Genomic DNA, 17,742 nt, shown 5'->3' on the forward strand with positions numbered 1-17,742 from the left:
CATCCGATACCGGCGACCTCCGCCGGGAGTGCAAGTTTCCCTAACGGGATAATCAATGAAGAGTTCTGTTGCGTTGATAGTGTTGGAAGAAATCGGAAGCCGCAAACGAGCGTCCCTGACGCTGCCGCGACGTGGATCGAAGTTTGCAAGGCTGGGAAAGGCACAGTTGCCGGCGACCGCTCTCATACTTGGTCTCGCGGCGCCGTCGAATGCACAGGTGATACCGTCGACCACTGAACAACTTTCTGCACCCTGGAATGCACAACGGGTTTTCGAGCCGTCAACGTTGCCCGATTTGGCAGATCCGGAGACACGCAACGAGATCCAACCCGAGGATATGCCGGTGAGGAAACGACAACAGCCGGGATACGAACCAGTCGGAATCCGGGCAGGTTCCTGGATGTTCAGCCCCAAGCTGATGTCCGGCGCCCTTTACGACAGCAATGTCTTCTCCTCGAATACCACGAAGCGCTCGGATATCGCCGCCGTGGTCGAACCATCGCTGCGCGCCCACACGTTATGGGAACGGCACGGCCTCGACCTGAAGCTGGACGCCCAGTCGACTATATATAATGAGAACTCCAGTCTTGATCAGACCAATGCCCGCCTGAGAGGCAACGGCTGGTTCGATATCGCGCACGATCTTGCCGTTCTTGCCAATGTCCAAATCGCTCATCTCAACGAAGGCGTTGGAACGCTCAGTTCACCGGTGAACGCGATTTCGCCGACTCCTTACGATCTGTTCTCCGGCGATCTGACCGTTCGCAAGGAATTCAATCGCCTGACCACGTCGGTCGGCATGCGTGTCGATTCCTATGATTTCGGACAAACGCGAGCGCAGGACGGCTCAATCATCAATCAGGACGGCCGCGACGGTCAAATTTATTCGCTGCACAGCCGCGTCGACTATGCGTTCTCGCCCGTTCTGGGGTGGTTCGCCGGCGTCGAGGGCAATCAACGCAACATCCGCGGAACGCCTGCTCAAACGCTCGACTCTCAGGGATACCGTGCTCTGTCCGGCTTCACGGTCGGGTTTGGCAATCTGCTGAGTGGCGAATTCGGCGCGGGTTACGCCCAGCAACGCTTCGATGCGGCCTCCATTGGTACTATCGAAGGTCCCGCCTACCGCGCGATGCTGACCTGGCGCCCTACCCGTATGCTCGACGTCCACTTCAAGGCGGAACAGATCGTCACGCAAACATCGGACACGAGCTCAACCGGCGTGCTCGCAAACGCGTTCCAGCTCGGTGTCGACTACGAACTGCGGCGCAACGTGATCGTGTCGCTTGCGGGCGGTTATGAAAACGATCGCTTTTTCGGACAGCAGCGCAAGGACAAGGTCACGACGTCTGACGCGCGGATCAAATACTTGATGAATCGATACGGCTCCATTTCCGTTTTCCATCGATACACCGACCGTAACAGCGATAGTCCCGCCTTCAGCTTCGACAAACATCAGGTAGGAATCAATGTTACAGCGCAGTTCTGACTACGAGCTTCAGGCCCTGGATGGGCCTGCCGGCGCTGCAACGGGGCGATGGCAGCAGCCCACCGTCGATTTGCGCGAGATGGCGCGCATCCTGCGCCGGCGCTGGAGGATGGTTGCCGCCGCGCCGTTGTCTCTGATTGTGCTTGCGCTGATGTATCTCACCGCCGTCAGCACTCTATATACGGCGACGTCCACCGTTCTTGTGGACCCTCGCCGCGCCAACGTGGTGGACACCAGCCAGACGGTGCTGTCGAATTTCGGCACCGACGACGCCACCATCGAGAGCCAGGCGCTGCTGATTCAGTCCGTCGCGATCCTGCAGCGCGTGGTGGACAAGCTTAAGCTGACAGCCGATCCCGAATTCAGGCCGAAGCCGGGCTTGCTCGACCCTGTCAGGCGATTGTTCAGCAGCAGCGGCCCTGCCTCCGGGGCAAGCCCAGAGGATGCCGCGAAGGCAAGATCCGTCGAGATTCTGCAGAGACGGATGAAGGTGACCCGGCAAGGCACCACCTTCCTCGTGGATATCAGCGTCAGTTCTGAGGAGCCCCGAAAGTCCGCCGCCATCGCCAACGCGATCGCCGAAAGCTACTTCGAGGAACAGGTCCGCGCCAAATACGACGCGACGAAGATTGCCGCGAGCTGGCTCAATGGCCAGATCGAAGGATTGAAAACGCGAGTCGTCGCGTCGGAGCAGGCGGTTGAGGATTTCCGTGCCGCCAACAATCTCTCCGTGGCGCAAGGCGTCACGGTGAACGATCAGCAGATCACGGATCTCAACAACAAACTGATTGCTGCCCGCGCGCAGACCGCCGAAGCGCGCGCAAAGTACGATCAGGTGCAGCGGCTTGCCAAATCCGGGAGCGACCCCGGCGGCATCAACGCCGCCATCACCTCGGAGATGATCACCAAGCTGCGAACGCAGTATGCCGACATCGCAAAGAACGAAGCCGACCTTTCGAGCAAGTACGGCACGCGCCACCCCCTCGTTGCCAATGTGCGGGCGCAGTTGAAGGACACCCAGCGCCTCATCGACGAGGAAATCCGCCGCATTCTCGACAGCACGCAGCATGACTACGACGTCGCCAAGTCTCGCGAAGCATCGTTGCAGCAGAGCCTCGATCAGGTTCGGGGCGTGTCGAGTTCCTCCGGGCAAGCTTTGGTCCGGCTTCACGAGTTGCAACGCGAGGCCGAGGCCAACCGAACGCTCTATGAATCCTATCTGGCCCGATACAAGGAGACGTCCGCGCAGGAAAGTCTCGAAATGCCTGACTCCCGCGTGGTGACGAAGGCGAGCATCCCGATCAGGCCTTCTTCGCCCAAGAGCATGCTGATTCTTGGCCTGGCCCTGATGATCGGAGTTGGCGGTGGGTGTATTGTCGCATTCCTTGCCGATTACCTCGACGGCCGCATCAAAACGCTTGAGCAGGCGGAATCGGTTTCCGGTGTTCCGGCACTCGCCGCGGTTCCGTTGATCGGTACGCGCGAACTTGCTGCCCGCGCAAAACGCGGAAGGGACGAACTCGGTCGCTACGATCCGCGGACAGTGCGACTGTTGCCGCCCGCGCTGCAGCCGCCCTTGATGCGCTATGCCATCGACGAACCGGGCACCTTCTTCGCGGAGGCGATCCGCGCCGTTCGCCTCGCGATTCAGCGCACAATGCGGATCCAGCCGCTAAAGGTCGTGCTGGTGACATCGGCGCTCGATAACGAGGGCAAGACAACGCTTGCCGCAAATCTAGCCCTGTCGCTGGCAACGCTCGGCATCAAGACTCTTCTGATCGATGGAGATCTTCGCAATCCCCAATTGACGCGCGCGCTTTCGCCGCACGCCAACGCGGGATTGATGGAGGTCGCGACGGGCGAGGTCTCGCTGGACCGAGCCATCCTGCTGGACCGGAGCTCCGGTCTTTCGATCCTGCCATCACCGGCTGTGAAGGACGTCGATGTCATCACCGAGCTGATGTTCTCCGAACGGATCGTCGACATTCTCGATCATCTGCGCCAGCACTATGAGCTGATCATCATCGACTCACCGCCGCTGGTGCCACTGGTTGACGGCCGCGCGCTGGCCGAAATTTCCGATCGCATTATTCTTGCCATGGGATGGGATCAAACTCCTCAGGAGGTCATCACGCACACCGTCAATCTGCTGTCTCCTGTCTATGACAAAATTCTGGGCACGGTGTTGACGCGAGTCGATCTCAGCCGGCTGAGATTCTACGACTACTATCGCAGTTCGGCGTATCTCAAGCCGTACGGAAGCGTCGCGCTGAAGCCCGGACCTGCGGAATGAAAGCGCGCGAACCGATGGCTCGGATCGCAACCGCGATTCCAGTGAACGGCCCGTACCCACCGTACCGCGGCGGGGCAACCGTCAGAGCCGGCTTCCCGCGATCGCCTTCCGCGCCGGGCCGCGACACCGCGATAGCCGGCTGGGTCGCAGACCGCATGATTATCCTGGTGATGCTGCTTGCGGTAACCGCGACATTCACGTTGTCGTCGGCGATGCTGACCAACTGGAAGATTCACTACCTGACCGCGGGCGGTGGCTTCTACGAGAAATTTCACCCGGCGACCGGTTTGACATTTCTTGCCTTCGGGCTTCTGCTGTTGCGTCACGGCGATCCGGTCGGCGAAATCGACCGCATGTTCTCCCGGTCGAAACTCATCCTGCTCTATCTCGGATGCTGGTCATTCCTGCTCGTTCAGATGTTCGTGTTGAATCGCCCGTTCACCGTCATCATCGACACCTTCCTTCTTCCGGTCGTGTTGTGCCTCGTGATCTGGCATCTCTCGCCGATGCAGCGGAAACCGCTGGTTTGGGCGACGCATCTCACGATCCTGCTGAACGTATGCCTCGGCTACTACGAGTACTTTTCCGGCCACCGGTTGATCCCCCTGACGCTCGGCGACGTGCTGGTGGTTGGGGAATGGCGTGCCTCGGCGTTGCTCGGACACCCGCTGACCGCGTCGGGGCTTGTTGGCGGGTACATTCTCGCGCTGGTTCTTCGCCCTGCCCTTTGCCCCATCCCCATGCTTCGCACGTCGCTCATTGCATTCTGTCTCGGGTCACTGATGGCATTCGGCGGCCGAACCGCCCTGGTCACGGTCCTGCTGGTGCTGGGCTGTGTCGCAGCACGGGAGGTTTGGCTGATCCTGCGCGGAAAGCGGGTTTCGCTTCCAACGGTGATCGCTACCCTCTGTCTGCTGTTTGTCGCGGCCGCGGGGATCTTCGCAGCATTCGATCTCGGCATTTTTGACAAGATGCTGCTGCGATTTTCATCGGACAAAGGCAGCGCCCTCGCGCGCTTTGCGACATTCAACCTGTTGTCCCATTTCGACTGGCATGAGCTGATACTGGGGCCGAATCCTACCCGTGTGAATGCGTTGCAAGCACAGCTCGGCCTCAACTATGGAATCGAAAACTTCTGGATTTCCTGCATCGTTCAATTCGGCCTCATTCACACCATTCTGCTGACGATTGGCCTGATCGCCCTCTTTGTGGAAATTATCAGACGCGCGCACCCCGCAGTGTGGGCAATCGTCCTGCTGATACTGGTGATCGCGGCGAGCTCCGTCAGTTTCTCGTCCAAGAACATCCAGCTTGCCCAATTCATCATCCTCATCACGCTGCTGCTGCCGCGTGATCCATCCGGCGCCACACCGGCGTTGCGGACCGCTTCCGACAAGCCAATCCGGATTCAGCGATGAACTTTGAGATCGGACTCACATGACCGTTTATGTCGATCACACCCATCTCGGACGTCACGTCACCGGCCTCGAGCGTATCACGCTTGAGTTGTTCTCTCCGAAGGCGCTTGCGCCGCTCGAGGTCGCTCCTGTAATGGCACATGGCACCGGGCGGATGATCGCCACGCAGACATTCGGACTGCCGTTGCGGCTGACGGATCCGTCATCGATCCTGCTGTGTCCCGGCTTTCCGCCCAGCCCGCTGTTGCGGCCGTTCGCGGCACGCGTCATTCCCTACATTCACGACATTTTTCTGCTGTCCCGCCGCGCCGACCTCAACACGCGCGCACGGCTTTACATGGCGCCCTCCTTCAGGCTCGCGGTGCGGAGTTATCCTCGCTTTCTCGTCAATTCCGCCGACACGAAGCGCAAGCTCGCCGCGCACTGCCGGCCCGATGCCGAGATAACGCTCTATCGCCCGCCGGTCCGTAATGTGTTCGATTTGCATGCGGATGGCCGCACCGAAAAAGCCGGCGGATCGTCACCGTTTCGTCTCGTCGCGCTCGGCACTGTGGAGCCGCGCAAGAATTTCGTGGCTGCGGCCAAGATTCTCGCAGCATTACGTGGGCGAGGCTTTGGCGACGCCACGCTAGAAATTGTGGGACGGCGCGGCTGGGGAGACGATTGGGTTGTCCTGGCGCGCAGCCCCGGCGTGATCCTGCACGGATACCAGTCGGGTGATCGGGTCCGCCAGATTCTCCAGAGCGCGGACGCCTTCATCTGCACGTCTCACGAGGAAGGCCTTGGACTACCGTTGCTGGAAGCTCAGTATGCAGGTCTTCCCATCATAGCGCCCGATGCGGCTATTTTTCACGAGGTGCTTGATCGATCCGGCATCTTCATCGATCCCAGCGATCCCGCTGCCGCCGCCGGCACAATCACCGCGGCTTTGTCCGAACCGGAATGGCGGACGTCGTTTGCTGCACGCGGTGCAGAAAATCTGGCGCGCTGGAATGCGCTGGCGTCAGCCGATCGGGGCGCGGTGATCGACCTGATTGCAACGCTGTCCCAACGACGAATACGCACAGCCCGGACGCCCGCGTCTCACGATCCCAAAGGTCGAGGCATCACACCCTGATTTTATCTGGCGTACGTAATCCGAGGGCGATCATTGCAGAATCAAAAAAACGACAACATGCGGCATCTGGACGGGTTGCGGATCATCGCTGCCTGCGCCGTCGTCGTTCTTCACTATGCCGACTACGTGAAGGATCATCCCGCCGGGCGCTTCATGGTCGGTCACACCCTGCATTTCAATCTGTTTGTTGATCTGTTCTTCGTGGTGTCCGGGTTTGTCATCGCAAGCCAGTATCTCGGCAAGGTCGAGGACCTCTCCTCCGTAGGGCGCTTTATTTGGCGCCGGCTGGCCCGCATTTATCCGCTTCATCTGGCAACTCTGGCGTTTTATCTGGCCATTGCCGCCGCCGCATACTTCGGGCTTGCCAAAACCGACAACCCTGCGCGCTACCCGTTGTCCGATGTGCCCGCGCAGCTTCTGCTGCTTCACGCGTTCGACGGGCAGCGGCTGACTTTCAACTTTCCGAGTTGGTCGCTATCGGCTGAAATGTTCTGCTATCTCCTCTTTCCGATCACCGCACTGCTGGCCGCGCGGCGCAAGGCGCTGGTGATTCCACTTGTGGTGCTTCCCGCTCTCGCAAACAGTGTCTATGTGGCCGCAACCGGCAGCGAATCCTGGGCTGAATGGATCAACCAGGGCGGCATCTTCAGAGCGTTGCCGGGCTTCAATCTCGGCGTCGCGTGCTATGTGTTCCGGCATCACATCGCGCGCTGGCCCATCGTCCCCGGAACTCTGACGGCAGGCCTGGCGCTTTTCATTCTTCTGGGCTGGCTGCTGCCAGAGATGGCGGCGCTTGTCGCCGTGTATGCAATCGCGGTGCTCGCGATCCAGCACGATTTGTCCGAGACACCCACCATCCTGTCTCGCCTGCGGTTCGACCGCGCCTCCGCATATACCTACTCCTGCTACATGCTTCATATTCCCGTCGCCACCGTTGTTCTGACTGTGGGGGCGCGTTATCTGGCCGGCACTCCGGAAGGAAAGCTGACGCTGCTGCCCGTCGCTGTTGCGATGCTCGCAGCATTGAGCATTCTGTCTTATCGTTTCTTTGAAACTCCGCTACGCCGCGCGCTTAACAGCGCGTTCGATCGTCAGTTCACGCCCAGCACGGAGGCAACCGTCCCTGCCGGATCTTCGCAAGGGGGCGCACGATGACAATGACAGTAGCAGCGCGCATTCCGGACAACTGGATCTCGTCACGGGCCGAACCAGCCAGCCGTGATGCTACGATCGACACCATGCGTGGCATCGCGATCCTGATGGTGATCGGCATCCATTCGCTGCCGCAGCCGCTCGATACGTCATGGCCGACAATCATCGACGCGGCGCTGCGGCCATGCGTTCCGATCTTCCTGTTTGCATCTGGATATCTGACCGCGCGCTCGAATCGCGTTCCCCTCGGGAAGCGGGTCATGGCTACGCTTGTTCCTTATGCCATCGCCTTCACCGCCGCCTACGTCTACATGGCCTGGCACAACCCGGCGATGGATCATCGCTTCACCACAACGATGGCGCGATTCCTGCTCGCCTACGTGTTCGTCTATTACTATGTCTTCGTCTATCTCGGTTGCACTGTCGGGCTGTGGCTGGTCTTCCGATGCGCCAACATCAATGCCCGGGATGCTTCACAGCGGCTTGTCACTTTTCTCGGTCTCTCGATCATATTCGGACTGATTGCCGGAAGTTATCTCGATCCGCTGTTATCGCGCGCGGGTTTCTCCGAATCGCTCGTTCAGGAAGCGCGCCTGCGTGACATCCCATTCTGGTTTACCTTCGCGTCGCTGGGGGTTCTGTTCGGCAAGGCTGGCGGCGAGACTGCGCTGCGCAACATGCGCTCGGTGATCCTCGGCGCGACCCTGATCGCCTATCTCATCTATGCAGCAATCAGAATCACGAACCTCGGCGACGCCGCCGACTACGATTCCGTTGCCTTCTTCGGTTACGCCGCGCTGTTCAGCGTTCTGCTCCTGGCCTTTCAGCCGCGCCCTCCGTTTCTCGCGACGATCGGATCCGGAAGCTACTTCATCTACCTCTGGCACATTTTCATTGTCATGATGCTGCGCGACCACACTTCCCTGCGCGGGTACGGCGCATTTCCGGACTTCGTGGCGACATACATCATCACGACGCTCGTCAGCGTGACGGGCTTGCTGACGATCCGACGGATCATGCCGCCCAGAACCTTGCGCTGGCTGGGAGCCTGAACATGCTTTTGAAACACACGCTCCTCTATATGCCCGCGCAGATCATCGGGCCGCTGTTCCAGTTGATCGCGATGGTTGTCTGGACCCATGTCGTCAACGAACACACCCTTGGCGTCATCACGCTGGTCACAGCCACCCACGAACTTCTGCAGATCGGATTTCTCGCCTGGTGGTCCCAGTACGCCTTGCGCTTCTTCGGCCGCTTCCAGAGCGGCGAGGAAGCACAGCGCTTCTACAGGACGGAAAATGTAATTCTGCTGACCTCTGTCATCATTCAGAGCGTCGCAATCATCGGCATTCTTTTCCTGGTGATTTCACCCGACGCCAGCATCGGCTTGCTGGTTGCAGCGGTCGCCTACGTCGTGACCCGTTCGCTCAATCTCTACATCGGCGAACGCGCCCGCGTGCAACAACAGATCGGCGTCTACTCGATCCAGCAGATCGTTGGACCGGCCGCCGGGTTTCTGATCGGCCTGGTCATGATCAAATTGCTCGGTCAGGGCCCCGAATGGCCGCTCGCCGGCTATGCCATCGCGCAGCTTGCCGTGGCGCTGATCGTCCTTCCAAGGATCGGTTTTGGCCGGAGCTTTTGGCCGATCGACCGCAAGATCATCAATCATGCCCTGCACTACGGAATTCCCCTGATTGTCGGGGGCGGGCTGAGCTGGATCGGCCTCAACGCGTCGCGCTTTGTCGTCAACGACATGCTGGGCGTCGCCGCGGCGGGCCTGTTCGCTGTCGGTTACGGCCTGGGTCAACGGGCGGCGGCCGTGGCCGCGATGCTGGTGACGGCGGCCGCTTTCCCGATCGCGGTGAAGCGCATGGAGGACAGTGGCAGCAAGGCGGCGATGCAGCAGCTGTCCGACAACAGCGCGCTTCTCGTCGCCGTTCTCGCGCCAAGCATTCTGGGAATCTTTATGCTGCGCGCTGAAATCGTTCATCTGCTGATCGCAGCTCCGTTCCAGCAGGTGACACTCGCTGTTCTGCCGCTGGCCGTTCTGGCCGGCGCGATTCGAAACCTGCGCGCCCATTTTGGCGACCAGGTCTTTCTCCTGCATAGCCGCACACGCCTGATGATCGCCGTTGCAAGCATCGACGCATTGGTGACGGTGGCGCTGAGCTTCGCCTTTATCTGGTACTGGGGAATCGTCGGCGGCGCCGTTGCAACGGTCATTGCGGCGTCGGCAGCCGCGATTGCGAGCTTCGCCATCGGCTTCTCGCAATTCAGCCTGAGGCTGCCGCTCGGTCATCTCCTCCGCATCGCCATTGCAACGATTGCAATGGGATGCTTGCTGCGGCTTCTGCCCGAGGCCAGGAACATCGCCACCATGGCCGCGCATATTGCGACGGGTGCCACGTCATACATCGCCACTCTTGCACTGCTCTACGCACCGACTGCGTACAGGATGTTTCGCGCGAGGCCGCAACGATCCAGCCCCTGAAAGTTACAGACCTTATGCTTTCTTCGCATTCCGGAATGCGCGCGCCATTGCGAACCAGAGAGGCTTCCTTTGGTTGGCGTCATCAAACGGCAATGGCCTGGGGAGCCGCTCGGCCAGCGGATTCTTTTTCTTCGCTGCGTCCGTATAGAAGGAATAGTTGTCTGCAAGCTCCCACGCGACCACCATCTTCACCGCCGGGATACGCAACACCGTGTTGAGAAATTTTTCACCCGTGTCCGCGATCATCGCATCGCGGGTCGGAATGTCATCCGGGAACGTATCGTCGCGGACATCGAACTCGGTGATGTAGATATCCACCTTGCGCTCGGCGAGCGCATGCACGAAATCCGCGAAACGCGCCGCGTCATGCGGATAGCGCGGTTGAAGGTGCCCCTGCAGTCCGACCGCATGGAGCGGAACTCCTGCATCCTGCAGCTCGTCAACCAAACGCAGCAGGCCTGCGCGAATGGCCCGGCCGACGTCGTCGTCCCGCTCTGTGTGCGCCTCGTTGAGCACGAATTTAGTCTTCTTGTCTGCAAGCGCCGCCCGCTCGAACGCCCGCCGCACATAGCCGGCTCCGAACGCGTCATACCATGGGCCAAGCCGATATCCACCGGGCGCCTTGTGCCCCGGCCAGAACGGCTCATTGACGACATCCCACGACTGCAGTTTTCCGGCGTAACGAGCAGCGACCTCCTCGACATAACCGTCGAAGAATGTCCGCCGCTCCGCAGTGCTCATGCTCTTGATCCATGCGGGAACCCACTCGTTCCAGACAAGGCAGTGACCGCGCATTGGAATCCTGTTGCTTGCACAGAATTTCAGCAAACGATCCGCGCTTTCGAATCGCTTGAGTCCGGGCTGCGGCGCGATGGTGCCCATTTTCATGGCGACATCGGTCGTCACGATTCGCGCATGCGTCGTATAGAGCTCGCGATATGCAAAATCCTTGTCGATCACGGGCCCTGCTGCGGCTCCGAACACGAATCCATTTTCTGCCGCAATCGCGCCAAGACTTTCACTTGCCGCAGCAGCAGCTGGCGTGATGATGCGCGATGCAACTCCCGCGCCAGCGAGTATCGAAATCGCCTGTCGCCGCGAAATCTTCACATGCATGGCAGATCTCCATTGCGAGAATGATTTGGTTTCGTCGTCATCGCGTTTCGCAAACGCGACGCCATCGTTGCGACGCAATGGTGCGATTTCGTGACTGTGTTGGTGAAGAGAGAAAACTTTTACTCAAAGTTCCGATCGTCACCGCGAATAACGTCGGCGTTATGGGCAAGCGTTACTCGACCACATTGTCATTGGGGACTCGACATGATGGAATCGCAGGCGCACGAATCGCGCGACATGACTGTCGATGGCATCGCCATCAACATTCTCTCAATGCCGGAAGCCGTGTCGTCCATCGTGTCGGCGGCACAGACCGGCGACAGCTTCAGCGTTTGTACGCTCAATCTCGATCACGTTGCGCAGCTCCAACAGCGGCCTGACTTCCGGGCAGCCTATCGCCGCGCCCGCTTTGTCACCGCCGATGGTTTTCCGATTGTTGCGCTGGGACGTCTCGCCGGCGCGAAGATCGAACGAACGACCGGCGCCGATCTGGTCGAACCTCTTTGCGAGCAGGCCGGAAGCAAAAACATTCCCGTCTATCTGCTGGGCTCCAACCGACTGACACTTCATCGCACGGCCAGACGGCTGGCCAGCCGGTTCAAGGGACTTCAAATCGTCGGCTACGACGCGCCCGGCGGCAATTTCGATCCCTACTCGGATGAAGCCGACCGCGCGATTGATGGCATCCGCAAATCAGGCGCCAGGCTTTGCTTTGTCGCGCTCGGCGCACCGCGGCAGGAAATCTTCGCTGCGCGCTGTCTCGACAGACTTCCCGGCGTCGGATTGCTCTGCATAGGAGCCGCTCTGGACTTCATCGCCCATACGCAGAATCGCGCTCCGCTGATCACACAGAAGATTGGCCTCGAATGGGCATGGCGAATGCTGCGCGATCCGCGTCGGCTGGGCCCGCGCTATGCACGGTGTATGTCTATCGTTCCACGTTTGGTCGCAAGCAGCATCCCGCAGATCGTAAACGCCCGGACAAGGAAAGTGGCATGACATCCACGGTTACACTGGCTCAACGCGCCCGAAATGCTCACCTCACGCCCCCGCGGTATCAGATCTGCCTAATTCATCCGTTCGATCCGCGCGGCGAGAAGGTCGGCGGGCTGGAAACCTACATCCGCGACTTCATCACATTCCACCCGACAGATACCGATCTCCTTTTTATCGGCGTCGACTCCGTCGGCGACCTGAAGCTCGGTGAGATCCACAAACTCACCTTCAGGGGACGAACGTTCGATTTCCTGCCCATTCTGCGCTATTCGGATAGCCAGGCGCGCGAGGCGGCCCGTTCGATCGCCGCGTCACTCACCGGCCAGTTTTTCGTAGCCCTTCTGCGCAACTTCGGTCTGGTCTCGAAACATATCCGCTCACGGCGGTGCTCGATCGACCTGCGCCGGGTGGAATTCTCGTGGCTTCCGGCCGTCCTTCGCCTTCCCTTTATTCAGATGCTTCACGGCGAGGGCGTTCCGAAACTCCAGATGGACTCGCTATTGCGCAGATACTCGTTCGTCCACAACGCAGGCGAGCGCTTCGCCATGGCGACCAGCGCAAAGTTTCTTTGCGTGAACCCGTACATCACCGAACGTCTGCAGAAGGAATACCCGCGGCAGCGGGACAAGATCGACACGCTGTGGACATGGGTCAACACGGAGATTTTCCGTCCGCAGCCCCTGCCCCGCGATACTGCGCCATTCCGGATTGTCTTTGCGGGACGCCTCGACGAGTTCAAGGACCCGCCACTGATGTTCCAGACGATCGACCGCTTGCGTCAGGTGATGCCGGAGAAGGTCGAATTTCACTACATTGGAACCAGCGATCCACACCGGTTCTCCGAGTTCGCGGCGATCGAGGCGATCACTGTCCGCCACGGATTCAAGGATGCAGTCGGAATGGCCGCAACCCTTGCATCTGCGCATGCCGGAATCCTGACATCGGAATTCGAAGGAATGCCACGGTTCGTCCTCGAGACGTTGGCGGTCGGCCGCCCCGTCGTCTCCACGCACCTGCCGCAGCTTGAAGCCGTCATTCGAGACGGCGAGTCCGGCTATCTGGTTCCGCGAAGCGATTCGAGAGCCGACATGGTCGAACGGCTGGTGCATCGCTTCATCAATGTTCGCGATGCTATCGCCCAAGGAGATATGGATTCATCACGGATCGCGGCCAGCATCCGGACCTTTACACCGAGCACCCAGCTCGCGCGCGTCTTCCGCTATCACCAGGAAATCCAGAACACTCGCGGCCTGATGGCCAATCCGCTCGCCTACTGAGGACGCAGCCATGAACATTCTCATGCTGACAAGCGAATTTGCACCTGCGACCGGCGGCATCGGCACCTACGCGCGGGAAATCGCGACAGCAGCCACCGAGCTCGGCGCCCGTGTCACAGTCCTGGCCCCCGACTATTCCAAGAGTTCGCTGGAGGAGGACAAGTCTTTTCCCTTTGAACTACATCGCTTTCACGGCGGGCTGCATTCCATGCGGAACCTTCCCTCGAAGATTTTGCTCGCGCGCAACCACGTGCGGATCGAGGACTACGACGTGATCCATGCGGCCGATTGGCCGTTCTTCATCCCGCTGGCCCTGTCGCGTCACCGGACTCAGGCGCGCCTGCTGATGACGGTGCACGGCACAGAGATCAACGAGACCCAGACACCGCTGAAGAGGCTTGCGATCCAGGCGGCCGGCGTCTTTGGTCCACGCGTCGAAATCGCCGCCAACAGCCGGTTCACACGCGAGCTTTTCCGGGAACGTTTCTCCATCGAAAGCGAACGCGTTGTCGCCATTCCGCTCGGCGTATCGGATTTCTGGTTTGGTCCACGAAAGAGCCGCAAGGCGACACGCAAGGCCTACGGCGTCGATGCGGACAAGATCGTGATGGTCACCGTTGCCCGCCTCACCCGGCGCAAGGGACATCTCAAGACCCTCGCGGCATTAGCGAGCCTGCCGGATGAGTTGCGCAGACGACTCGCATGGCTCGTGATCGGCCCTAACGGCGAGCCCGATTTTGTCGAAGAGTTTCGCGATATGGTCGACACCACCGATTGCGAAGTTCACCTGCTCGGATCTCTGTCGAATGAACATATCCGCGATATTTACGGCGCCAGCGATTTCTTCTGCCTGACCGGCATCCCGGAATCCTCGGGACGCGTGGAGGGCTTCGGTCTGGTGTATCTCGAGGCCGGTGCTGGCGGCCTCCCCAGCGTCGCGACGGCGGTCGGTGGAGTGCCAGATGCCGTCCTGGCGAACGAGACCGGATTGCTCGTTGAGCCTGACGTCAAAGCCATCGCGCAAGCCATCACGGAAATCGCCGAAGACAGCAACACGCGATCGATTCTGGCGGCAGGCGCCGCCGCGCATGCGCGTTCCTTATCATGGGAGCGATGTGCTGCCGAAACCTACCATCTCCCGCGCGCAGGCGAGCGAAAGGACGTCAAGACAACGGACAATCGATCGGCGCGAGAGCAGGCCCATTCGGGCGATGCGATGCCGCGCACGGCCGTCGCGGGCCGCAGATGATGAAGGTCTTCGCTGCGGGCATCATTTTGATGTCGATTGCAGCGGGCCCCGCGCAGGCCGAAAGCTGCACCAAGAGCCGCGATCATCTGCTCGGGAGTCTTGGCGGCGATCTGGCGCAACCGCCGCAAGCCTATCAGGGACTGTTCAAGATTTGCCTTGCAACCATATCCATAACGAACGTCAAGGATGCTTTCGTCCTGAGGGATGGCGGGATCGCCGTCATACCAAAGCAGGATAGCGTGGCGGCAACCGCGGCGACACTTTCGAAATTCTGCGATGCATATCCGCGTAGCACCCTTCGATTCCTCAGCCGCAAGGATCTGCTGCAGGCGAACTCCGTCTCCCGCATTGTGAAAATGTCATCGACCGGCGCGACATCGTGCCGGAAGATCAAGGGCAATGCACCGTCCTGAATTTCCGGTCGTCCTGATCGCGCCGAACGCGATCGCCGCAAGAAGGCAAGGTAGCCGAGCCAGATTGAGCCCGGCTACCCCTGCTCTCATCAGCCGGGTTTCTTGAGCAGCGGACACCGCGATTTGGAAATCGGCTGGAATGCATCGTCGCCCTTCACGATACCGATCGTCTTGTAATAGTCGTACGGCGCTTTCGATTCGGCGGGAGCCTTCACCTGAAAGACATACATATCATGGACAAGACGCCCGTCTTCCCGAATACGGCCGTTGCGGATCACTGGGTCGTCGATCTTGGCAGACCTCAGTTGCTTCAGCACTGCTGCCGTATCGTCGCTGCCCGCGGCCTGAACAGCTTTCAGGTAATTGAGAACAGCGGAATAGGTGCCCGCGGGGAGTGAACCGGGCATCGCATTTGTCTTTACCTTGAACTTCTGTGCAAAGGCGCGAGCGCGTTCATCCTGGTCCCAGTAAAACCCTTCCGTCAAATAGAGACCCTGGGCCAGATCCAGCCCCATGCCATGAACCGTGCTGAGATAGACCACCAGCGGCGCGATGTACTGCTTCGGCGTGATGCCATAGTCCCGCGCGGCCTTGATGGCGTTGACGGTGTCATTGTTCGAGTTGGCCAATGCGATGACCTGCGCCTTCGAAGCCTGTGCGGTCAGCATGAAGCTGGACATGTCGCTGACGTTGAACGGATGCCGCACCGACCCCAGCATCTTGCCGCCGTTGCCGTTGATGAACTCAGACGCGTCCTTTTCAAGTGCGTGGCCGAACGAATAGTCCGTCGTGACGAAGTACCAGTCCTTGAGCCCCTTATCGATGAGGACCTTCGACGTTCCAGCAGCCAGCGCGTAGGTGTCATACATCCAGTGGATGCTGGTGGGCGTGCAGGCCTCGTTGGTAATAGCCGTTCCCGCGGGAGCGACGGCGATGGCAATCTTGTTCTTGTCCGCCGCGATCGGCAGCACCGCCAGAGCCGTGTTGGTCAGCCCCAGATCCACGAGAACATCGACCTTGTCGACATCGATCCACTGCCGCGCCACGCCCGCTGCGATGTCGGCCTTGTTGCCGGTATCGCCGAAGATGACTTCGACGCTTTTGCCAAGCAGCTTGCCGCCGAACTCCTCAACCGCAATCTGAGCCGATGCGACGCTTCCCTTGCCGATGTCCGCTGCCGGACCACTGAGATCCGTGAGCACCCCGATCTTTATCTTTCCCTCACCGGCGACAGCGCCCTGCAAGAACAGCGAGCTGCATATCGCGACAGCGGTTCCCATCAAACGTTTGTTCATTTTCGTCTCCCTTTTTGATCTTGATTTTCGATTTATGCGACGCGGCGCGGCGGCATCGGCCGCTGGTTCAGCGGTATCGTCGGGTCGAGCGCGCTTCTTTCGTGGCCCGGCGGAATCGCTCCGTTAGAAAAGCCAAGCGAGTAGTCTGCATAGAGCTTGGCGTAATCTTCCATCGGCAAACTTGTGGCTTCGACGGATGGATGGTCAGCCAACGCACGGCGCCAGCGCTCGACACGCTTCAAGCCATCCGGAGTTCTGAAACCCCAGAAATACTCATTCAGCTCGTAGCGTTGAAAGAACGGTGCATAGGTTAAGTCTGCCATTCCAAACTCCGCGAATGCGAAGTCTGCATCGGGACTGACGCGCGTGAGAAATCTCTCGAGCCATTCCCAGTCCTTCCTGGCGGCCGCTTCAATACGCTCGCGTCTGACCGGGTCCTGCTCCATCAGCACGCGGTAGAGATTGGTCGTGAACTGCGTGTTGCAGAAATCGATCAGAATGCGCGACTGCGCCTTCAAGTATGGATCGGAAGGAAAAACGGCCCGATCCGGAAAGACATCTTCCAGGTACTCACTGATCACGCTGGATTCGTTCAATGCCCGCCCGTCATGGACCAGCGCAGGCACCTTCCCTGCCGGGTTGATGTCCAGGAACCACGAAGGCCTCGGTTTGGAGAGATCGAGTTCGACCAGATCCGCCTGCAATCCCTTCAGGTGGAGCAGAATGCGGGTGCGCTGCGCATATGGACACGCCGCAACACTGTAGATCGTGAGTGCAGCCTTCGAATCGTTCAACGCGACACCGCCATGCTCGGAGGGGAAATGCCCCTGGCGCGCTGTTCGAGCCTTCGCGTCAGCATATCGACACGGTCGCCGCCCCAGAACAATTCACCGTCCAGCAACATGCTCGGTACGCCGAACACCCCAAGGCTCTCCGCTTCCGTCGTGATTGCATCGACTTCTTTTTGCGCCGGGCCGTTCGCATAGGCTTCAAAGGCATCGGCGGAGCCGCCGAGCTTCTCGATGACGACCTTCATCTGATCGAGAACATCGAGATCGAGCTGGTGCGTCCAGAACATCTCGAACACCGTGTCGTGGTAGGCGCGAAAGAATCCGTTCCGCTGCGCGAACAGCATGCCGGCGCTCGCATAGGTCGCGTCGTAAATCCGCTTCGGCCCCTTCAGAACCAGGCCTTGCTCGTTGGCAAAGCGCCGCGCATCCATATACGCATACCTGACCTTGCGCCAGTAATGCGGCGACCGGTCATCGACCGACCCCAGGTACTCAGCGATGCGCAACGTGTATGGCAGCCACTCGAGTTCGACGTCGTGCGATTTCTCAAGATCAAACAGAGGCTTGTTTGCAACATAGGCATATGGACTTTTGTAATCGGTATAGACACGCACACGCGTTTTCATCGTTTCATTCACCTTC

General features: G+C 59.8%; 15 protein-coding genes. 11 read left to right on the top strand and 4 right to left on the bottom strand.

Features of this window, described 5'->3' with window-relative positions; genetic code table 11:
- Nucleotides 1-55: 55 nt before the first annotated feature.
- The 7 genes from YH63_RS02970 to YH63_RS03000 are packed head-to-tail and all read left to right on the top strand — an operon-like array spanning nt 56 to nt 9,963.
- Nucleotides 56-1,489 carry an outer membrane beta-barrel protein gene (locus YH63_RS02970; protein ID WP_083992653.1) on the top strand — a complete coding sequence of 478 codons (1,434 nt, stop codon included), beginning with the start codon at nt 56-58 and terminating at the stop codon, nt 1,487-1,489.
- A complete protein-coding gene (locus tag YH63_RS02975; protein ID WP_046828881.1) occupies nt 1,470-3,782 on the top strand; it encodes a GumC family protein in 2,313 nt (770 codons plus the stop codon). Before YH63_RS02970 ends, YH63_RS02975 begins: the two co-directional genes overlap by 20 nt.
- Nucleotides 3,779-5,200 (top strand): VpsF family polysaccharide biosynthesis protein, encoded by a 1,422-nt coding sequence (locus YH63_RS02980; protein ID WP_052753870.1) that lies wholly within the window; start codon nt 3,779-3,781, stop codon nt 5,198-5,200. The genes YH63_RS02975 and YH63_RS02980 overlap by 4 nt, the downstream gene beginning before the upstream one ends.
- A 19-nt stretch (nt 5,201-5,219) precedes the next feature.
- On the top strand, nt 5,220-6,317 hold the full coding sequence (locus YH63_RS02985) for a glycosyltransferase (RefSeq protein WP_046828880.1): 1,098 nt from the start codon (nt 5,220-5,222) through the stop codon (nt 6,315-6,317).
- 57 nt (nt 6,318-6,374) lie between these two features.
- Nucleotides 6,375-7,472: an acyltransferase family protein gene (locus tag YH63_RS02990; RefSeq protein WP_283809715.1), complete on the top strand. Its 1,098-nt coding sequence runs from the start codon at nt 6,375-6,377 to the stop codon at nt 7,470-7,472.
- Nucleotides 7,469-8,521, top strand: coding sequence for an acyltransferase family protein (locus YH63_RS02995; RefSeq protein WP_246658004.1), 1,053 nt, complete (start codon nt 7,469-7,471; stop codon nt 8,519-8,521). The genes YH63_RS02990 and YH63_RS02995 overlap by 4 nt, the downstream gene beginning before the upstream one ends.
- Nucleotides 8,522-8,523: 2 nt before the next feature.
- On the top strand, nt 8,524-9,963 hold the full coding sequence (locus YH63_RS03000; protein ID WP_046828878.1) for a lipopolysaccharide biosynthesis protein: 1,440 nt from the start codon (nt 8,524-8,526) through the stop codon (nt 9,961-9,963).
- Nucleotides 9,964-9,975: 12 nt separating this feature from the next.
- On the opposite strand, the gene YH63_RS03005 is transcribed toward YH63_RS03000, so the two are convergent.
- Nucleotides 9,976-11,079 (bottom strand): endo-1,4-beta-xylanase, encoded by a 1,104-nt coding sequence (locus tag YH63_RS03005; protein WP_046829801.1) that lies wholly within the window; start codon nt 11,077-11,079, stop codon nt 9,976-9,978.
- A 204-nt stretch (nt 11,080-11,283) separates the two neighbouring features.
- Between YH63_RS03005 and YH63_RS03010 the strand changes: the two genes are divergently transcribed.
- Genes YH63_RS03010 through YH63_RS03025 form a run of 4 tightly spaced genes read left to right on the top strand, consistent with a single transcriptional unit; the run spans nt 11,284 to nt 15,014 of the window.
- Complete coding sequence (locus YH63_RS03010; RefSeq protein WP_046828877.1) at nt 11,284-12,078, top strand: WecB/TagA/CpsF family glycosyltransferase; 795 nt, start codon at nt 11,284-11,286, stop codon at nt 12,076-12,078.
- Entirely contained in the window at nt 12,075-13,352 is a 1,278-nt protein-coding gene (locus YH63_RS03015; RefSeq protein WP_046828876.1) for a glycosyltransferase, read from the top strand. Before YH63_RS03010 ends, YH63_RS03015 begins: the two co-directional genes overlap by 4 nt.
- Nucleotides 13,353-13,362: 10 nt before the next feature.
- Nucleotides 13,363-14,601 (top strand): glycosyltransferase family 4 protein, encoded by a 1,239-nt coding sequence (locus YH63_RS03020; RefSeq protein WP_052753868.1) that lies wholly within the window; start codon nt 13,363-13,365, stop codon nt 14,599-14,601.
- Nucleotides 14,598-15,014, top strand: coding sequence for a hypothetical protein (locus tag YH63_RS03025; RefSeq protein WP_170978651.1), 417 nt, complete (start codon nt 14,598-14,600; stop codon nt 15,012-15,014). Before YH63_RS03020 ends, YH63_RS03025 begins: the two co-directional genes overlap by 4 nt.
- Before the next feature lie 89 nt (nt 15,015-15,103).
- On the opposite strand, the gene YH63_RS03030 is transcribed toward YH63_RS03025, so the two are convergent.
- From YH63_RS03030 to YH63_RS03040, 3 genes are read right to left on the bottom strand one after another with little or no spacing between them, the layout of a single operon-like run.
- Complete coding sequence (locus YH63_RS03030) at nt 15,104-16,309, bottom strand: ABC transporter substrate-binding protein (protein WP_046828875.1); 1,206 nt, start codon at nt 16,307-16,309, stop codon at nt 15,104-15,106.
- 32 nt (nt 16,310-16,341) lie between these two features.
- Nucleotides 16,342-17,103, bottom strand: coding sequence for a glutathione S-transferase family protein (locus YH63_RS03035; RefSeq protein WP_046828874.1), 762 nt, complete (start codon nt 17,101-17,103; stop codon nt 16,342-16,344).
- Nucleotides 17,100-17,726: a 2-hydroxychromene-2-carboxylate isomerase gene (locus tag YH63_RS03040; RefSeq protein WP_046829798.1), complete on the bottom strand. Its 627-nt coding sequence runs from the start codon at nt 17,724-17,726 to the stop codon at nt 17,100-17,102. The genes YH63_RS03035 and YH63_RS03040 overlap by 4 nt, the downstream gene beginning before the upstream one ends.
- Nucleotides 17,727-17,742: the final 16 nt, after the last annotated feature.

Source organism: Afipia massiliensis (genome assembly GCF_001006325.2).
GTDB classification, from domain to species: Bacteria; Pseudomonadota; Alphaproteobacteria; order Rhizobiales; family Xanthobacteraceae; genus Afipia; species Afipia massiliensis_A.

Excerpts from the sequence above, each read along its gene's own strand:
- YH63_RS03015 (WP_046828876.1), top strand. The coding sequence starts at position 12,075 with ATGACATCCACGGTTACACTGGCTCAACGCGCCCGAAATGCTCACCTC.
- YH63_RS03020 (WP_052753868.1), top strand. The coding sequence starts at position 13,363 with ATGAACATTCTCATGCTGACAAGCGAATTTGCACCTGCGACCGGCGGC.
- YH63_RS02995 (WP_246658004.1), top strand. The coding sequence starts at position 7,469 with ATGACAATGACAGTAGCAGCGCGCATTCCGGACAACTGGATCTCGTCA.
- YH63_RS02970 (WP_083992653.1), top strand. The coding sequence starts at position 56 with ATGAAGAGTTCTGTTGCGTTGATAGTGTTGGAAGAAATCGGAAGCCGC.
- YH63_RS02990 (WP_283809715.1), top strand. The coding sequence starts at position 6,375 with ATGCGGCATCTGGACGGGTTGCGGATCATCGCTGCCTGCGCCGTCGTC.
- YH63_RS03000 (WP_046828878.1), top strand. The coding sequence starts at position 8,524 with ATGCTTTTGAAACACACGCTCCTCTATATGCCCGCGCAGATCATCGGG.
- YH63_RS03010 (WP_046828877.1), top strand. The coding sequence starts at position 11,284 with ATGATGGAATCGCAGGCGCACGAATCGCGCGACATGACTGTCGATGGC.
- YH63_RS03040 (WP_046829798.1), bottom strand. The coding sequence starts at position 17,726 with ATGAAAACGCGTGTGCGTGTCTATACCGATTACAAAAGTCCATATGCC.
- YH63_RS02980 (WP_052753870.1), top strand. The coding sequence starts at position 3,779 with ATGAAAGCGCGCGAACCGATGGCTCGGATCGCAACCGCGATTCCAGTG.
- YH63_RS02985 (WP_046828880.1), top strand. The coding sequence starts at position 5,220 with ATGACCGTTTATGTCGATCACACCCATCTCGGACGTCACGTCACCGGC.
- YH63_RS02975 (WP_046828881.1), top strand. The coding sequence starts at position 1,470 with ATGTTACAGCGCAGTTCTGACTACGAGCTTCAGGCCCTGGATGGGCCT.
- YH63_RS03030 (WP_046828875.1), bottom strand. The coding sequence starts at position 16,309 with ATGAACAAACGTTTGATGGGAACCGCTGTCGCGATATGCAGCTCGCTG.
- YH63_RS03005 (WP_046829801.1), bottom strand. The coding sequence starts at position 11,079 with ATGCATGTGAAGATTTCGCGGCGACAGGCGATTTCGATACTCGCTGGC.
- YH63_RS03025 (WP_170978651.1), top strand. The coding sequence starts at position 14,598 with ATGATGAAGGTCTTCGCTGCGGGCATCATTTTGATGTCGATTGCAGCG.